This is a genomic window from Okeania sp. (assembly GCF_983059655.1).
The window spans coordinates 1,498-7,113 of sequence record NZ_CEZPJD010000397.1 but is presented as its reverse complement, the minus strand read 5'-3'; the positions used below and the strand labels follow the sequence as shown (position 1 = coordinate 7,113).

At 33.4% G+C, this 5,616-nt stretch carries 2 protein-coding genes; both read right to left on the bottom strand.

What is annotated here, in order from left to right; translation table 11 throughout:
- Positions 1–830: 830 nt before the first annotated feature.
- Positions 831–3,875, bottom strand: coding sequence for a hypothetical protein (locus tag AC3DU7_RS20270; RefSeq protein ID WP_488041110.1), 3,045 nt, complete (start codon positions 3,873–3,875; stop codon positions 831–833).
- 759 nt (positions 3,876–4,634) lie between these two features.
- A partial coding sequence (locus tag AC3DU7_RS20265) for a tetratricopeptide repeat protein (protein WP_488041109.1) occupies positions 4,635–5,616 on the bottom strand: 982 nt, incomplete at its 5' end.

Below are 5,616 nucleotides of genomic sequence, written 5' to 3'. Positions count from 1 at the left end.
TAGATATCCTCAAAATTTTTCACTTTCTGACCTTTGCCGAAAATTCAGAGATTTTCCCTGAGAGTATCAAAGTCTACCTCGCAGAGATATTTCAGGTAAAGGCAGATTTTTTCTGATTCTTAAATATAGATATCCTCAAAATTTTTCACTTTCTGAGTTTTACCGAAAATTCAGAGATTTTCCCTGAGAGTATCAAAGTCTACCTCACAGAGATATTTCAGGTAAAGGCAGATTTTTTCGGATTCTTAAATATAGATATCCTCAAAATTTTTCACTTTCTGACCTTTGCCGAAAATTCAGAGATTTTCCCTGAGAGTATCAAAGTCTACCTCGCAGAGATATTTCAGGTAAAGGCAGATTTTTTCTGATTCTTAAATATAGATATCCTCAAAATTTTTCACTTTCTGAGTTTTACCGAAAATTCAGAGATTTTCCCTGAGAGTATCAAAGTCTACCTCACAGAGATATTTCAGGTAAAGGCAGATTTTTTGTAATTCTTAAATATAGATATCCTCATAATTTCCCAATTTCTGACTTTTACCGAAAATTGATAAATTTTGCCTGAGAATATCAGAGTCTACTTAGTAGAGATATCTCAGGTAAAGGCAGATTTTTTCGGATTCTTAAATATAGATAGTCTCAGAATTTTTCACTTTCGGAATTTTGCCGAAAATTCAGAGATTTTCCCTGAGAATATCAGAGTCCACTTAGTAGAAATATCTCAGGTAAAGGCAGATTTTTTCTGACTCTTAAATATAGATATCTTCAAAATTTTCCACTTTTTGAAATATTCCTACTATTTATTTAAAACTTATTTTTCCCACCTCCCATTAAAAATCAACTCCATCAACAGCATCATTAACTTCTGTCAAAAAAGCCAAAGCATTAAACTCAATATTTTCTGTCATCTGACGAAAAATTGCCAAACTTCCCAACGCTTCATCGCCAATGATATTTTGATAAGGGTCTAACTTTAAACTTAAATTACTACTATTTTTCTCCTGTTTCTCATACCGGGAAAAATGGAAAAAAGTCAAATATTGGAGAATATCATTTTTCAACGAACTATCATAAACCAAACCTTGTCGAATATCCTCATCATCCATCACCCCAGAATAATATTTTCCTAACAGAGTGGAATAGGAAATAACACCGTTATAAAATCGTTCATCCTTAGTTTTGTCCCCACCCACAGAAATGCCATTAAACAAATTGAAAAATACTACTGATTTTTGACTACTATCTTCAGCAATACTCATTAATTGTCTAGTGTCTTGGATATAGAAAGATTTTACTCCTGGTTTTTTGATTTTTCGGACATAATATTTATCAAAAAGTACAGGATATATTTTAATGTCATCTCGGTTTTGCTTCATGGCTTTAATAATAGTAGGTGACATGAAATATAGTCTCTCTTCCTCTTCTTGTTGAGTAATATGTAATGTACTGGTATAAGGTGCTTGTGCTACATATAAAAAATGTCGATATCCTTGTAAGCAAAGTTCGCTGACTATATCCATTAAAATTGGTGGTTCGCCATACATATTTCGGAGTCGATAGTTATCAAAAAATGTCGTCAAAGGTTGAATTTTTACACTGCCATTTTCTAACCTTTGAATGCTTATTACTTCCCCAAATAAATTAGCAATTCTATCCTTACGGTTTTGACTACCTGTTCTGGAGTCGCTCAGTTTGCTAGAGACAATAATAATTGCCAGTTTATCTAATAAAGTAGAGTCAGAATTATCATTGAAACTAAACTTTTTAGGCAATACAGAGTATAAGGAGTTTAAACCATTTCTGATATTGAAAGGAGTAGGTGGTTTATTAACTCGGAAACCTTGAGAGTTACACCGATATTTTTTACTGAAAATAAAAGAGAATGTTTTGGCAAGATTAGCCAGAAACTTTTCAGCAGGAAAAGGATTTTCGTGGGTTCCCTCATGGAGTCGCACCATGGGAATAAATAATTCTTTTTCTGTTCCTGAATATTGCTCTAATAAAATATGTAGGCAAAGATAAGATAACAATATCCAAGTAAAGCGGTAGACAAATGCTTGAGTCGAATTTAATTGATTTTTCTGTGGATTTAAACGTTGATTATTGTAACTAAACAGAATAAACTTATATCCTTTCTGCACAAAACTTTCGTGATAAATTCGCCGACAAGTATCTGTATCAGGTATCCACATTACAGGTAATGCTTTAATTCCTTTTACATCATATTCCCACTGAAAATTTTGGCGATCGCTTCCCTCAAAATAACGCACATCTTCTATCTTGATAGAAGCAGGTAGTTGACATACAGATCGATTATTTGTTCCTTCCTCAACCAGAAAAATATACCTCAGACATTTCTTATAATTTTCTTTCAAATCATTATGAAAAAAACTACCTTGAAACAGACTCTCAGTATCAGTTTTGAGAATTCGTTTATTAATACAAATTTGACGATTTTCTATGCAGTTAGGCAATTTTTTCCCTCTATCTAAAAAGTTTCTGATTAAACCCCTTAACTTACTGATTTTTTCCTTGACTCCATATTTCTCAAATCCTATTACCAACCCACGAAAAATACTATCCTTTTCAGCATCATTATCTCCTTTCAATACAGGCAAAACTTGCTCGTCAAATTTAGATATAGGCTTATAAGTTAACTCATCATCAGAATGATAATTTTTTGCATTTGGGTCTGGGCAAGAAAATACAAAATAGTATAAAAATGCTCGTGTTAATATTTTTCTTGCCCAAGTTTTCCTTTTGTCTGGATTAGCCTTTAACGCCTCATTTTCCTCCAGATTTTTATGAGTAATAATCTCCAAATTATAATCAAATACTTCTTTTCCACCTCTAGCTTGTACTTTCCCATCCAACTTCATTTTCAAACACAAAATAAATTGAGTTTCTCCTGTTTCTCGATTTGTAGTTTCTCCCAAATTACCATCAATAATTGGAATAATTGGCAGTGCATCGAAAACTTCAGCACGAGCAAAAATATCCCGGTAATTAAATTTTTCTCCACCATAAGAAACATCATAATCTCCATCCGCTTTAGACTCATCATTAATATATTGCTCAATTAACTTCAAGCGCCGAATTAAATCTGTCAGATAAATAACTCCTAACTTATCATTAGTCTCAATATTCGCTAATAAATGTTCTAGATATATAATTTTTGCTTCCTTTTTCAGTTTCCCTAACGTTTCCTCATCTACCAGTCTTTGTAGTTGGTTAAAATCTGAATTTTTATCCTCAACTTTTTTTTCTAAAAGATTATAAACATCTTCTATATCTTCTGGATCGTCCGAATCAAAATTGTTTTGAATATTCCCTTTAATTCCTTCCTTTAGCTGAGACTGAAACTCCCCAATATTTCCCACTGTAATTGTCAGTTTATGGAATTTCAGTAAAGAATTACTACCGGGAAGTTGAGAATCTAAAATTAACTCTTGTTTTTGCAATTCTGTATACTGTTCGTCAAAAGGATAAGCTAAACCTAGCTTATTAGCACGCCCCTGAAAATCTGTTAAATTCACAATTAAACTATCGACAAAACCATCAATATCTCCTATTCCTTCTGTAGACTCTAAATTAGTTATCAAATAGTCTTTTATTTCTTGTATTTGAGTCAGAAATTTTTCTCGGTTTACAAAATTTACAGTAGCAACACGAACCCCCTTAGTAGTACTTAAAGGATTTTGAATATTGGTAGTAGCAATAGATGCAGCTACCTCATCAATATTTATCAGTAAACGTCGGCTATCGCTCGATATTTTAAACAGATTTTGTTCTGGTAATTTGTTTAAAATTTGTTCTAACAAACTGTCATAGTTAACGGGAGCTAGATTATCTCCTTCCCTTAATTCATTTGCCATATCTAACTGTTTATTAATCAATAATTATTTTATTAACGGATAATGGATAATTACCCTTCCCTATTCCTTGTTCTCTGATAATAAAGCTTTTATCTGAGAGGTTATTTGAGAAGTCTCATTTGCTACATTAAAGCCCTCTAAACCCACCAAAATTGGGGGAATTTTAGAAGATAATGGATTCTTGTTCCCCCCAGAATTGGGGGGCCAGGGGGGCAAATTTCAGTTATCAGTTATCAGTTATCAGTCAAATAAATTTTAAAGGAAGTTTAGGGGAAAATTCCTACCAAAAGTTTCCAACTAATCCACATTAGAGGTTGTTTGAGAAATTTGCTACATCCAAGCCCCCGCGCATCCCCCAAAATTGAAAAAAAGGAAAAAATAATCTTTCTCTACTTCCTATTCCTTGTTCTCTGATAATAAGACTTTTATCTGAGGATTTTCTAATAATTTGGCTGCATCTGCTAATAGTTTTTCGCCCCAAAGTTCTTTTTTCTGAAGTAAAGAAGGAAGAGGGAAGAAGGAAGAAGGAGTAAATTTTGAAAAAAAGGGAGAAATAATCTTTCTCTACTCCCTATTCTTTGTTCTCTGATAGTAAAGCTTTTATCTGAGGATTTTCTAATAATTTGGCTGCATCTGCTAATAGTTTTTCACCCCAAAGTTCTTTTTTCTGAAGAAAGAAGGAAGAGGGAAGAAGGAAGAAGGAAGAAGGAAGAAGGAGTAAATGCGGAAAAAAAGGGAGAAATAATCTTTCTCTACTCCCTACTCTTCATTCTCTGATAGTAAGATTTTTATCTGAGGATTTTCTAATAATTTGGCTGCATCTGCTAATAGTTTGTCGCCCCAAAGTTCTTCTTTGAGACGTTGCAAGTTTCCCCAACTTTTGCCTAATTTTAATGCTGCTTCAGCTATTGTTAAACTTTCTGGAATTCTGCCTTTGTTGTAGAGGGCAACTCCTATTGCTAATTTAGGTTCTACAAATTGGTTATTAATTTTAAGTGCAGCTTGCCAATGTTCTATTGCTTCATCTATTTTTCCCATTTCATATTTAACTAAGCCAAGATTACTAATGGAAGCTTCATAGTCTAGTTGAATTTCTAGAGATTTTTCATAAGCAACTATTGCTTGTTTATAAAGTTTTAACTGTAAAAAAGCGCTACCTTTACCAAACCAAGCAGGGTGAAAGTCCGGCTTAATTTCTAAGGCTTTTTCATAAGCAGCGATCGCCTCTTCATACCTTTCTAAATCTAACAGTATACCTCCCTTATTGTTCCAAGATTCGTAATAGTCTAGTTTAATTTCTAAAACTTTATCATAAGCAGCGATCGCCTGTTCATATCTGCCTAAATTTTTCAGAGCAATGCCTTTATTGTTCCAAGCTGCGTCATCATCTGGTTTAAATTCTAGAGCCTTATCATAAGCATAAATCGCCTGTTCATATCTGCCTAAATTTTTCAGAGCAATGCCTTTATTGTTCCAAGCTGCGTCATCATCTGGTTTAAATTCTAGAGCCTTATCATAAGCATAAATCGCCTGTTCATATCTGCCTAAATTTTTCAGAGCAATGCCTTTATTGTTCCAAGCTGCGTCATCATCTGGTTTAAATTCTAGAGCCTTATCATAAGCATAAATCGCCTGTTCATATCTGCCTAAATTTTTCAGAGCAATGCCTTTATTGTTCCAAGCTGCGTCATCATCTGGTTTAAATTCTAGAGCCTTATCATAAGCATAAATCGCCTGTTCA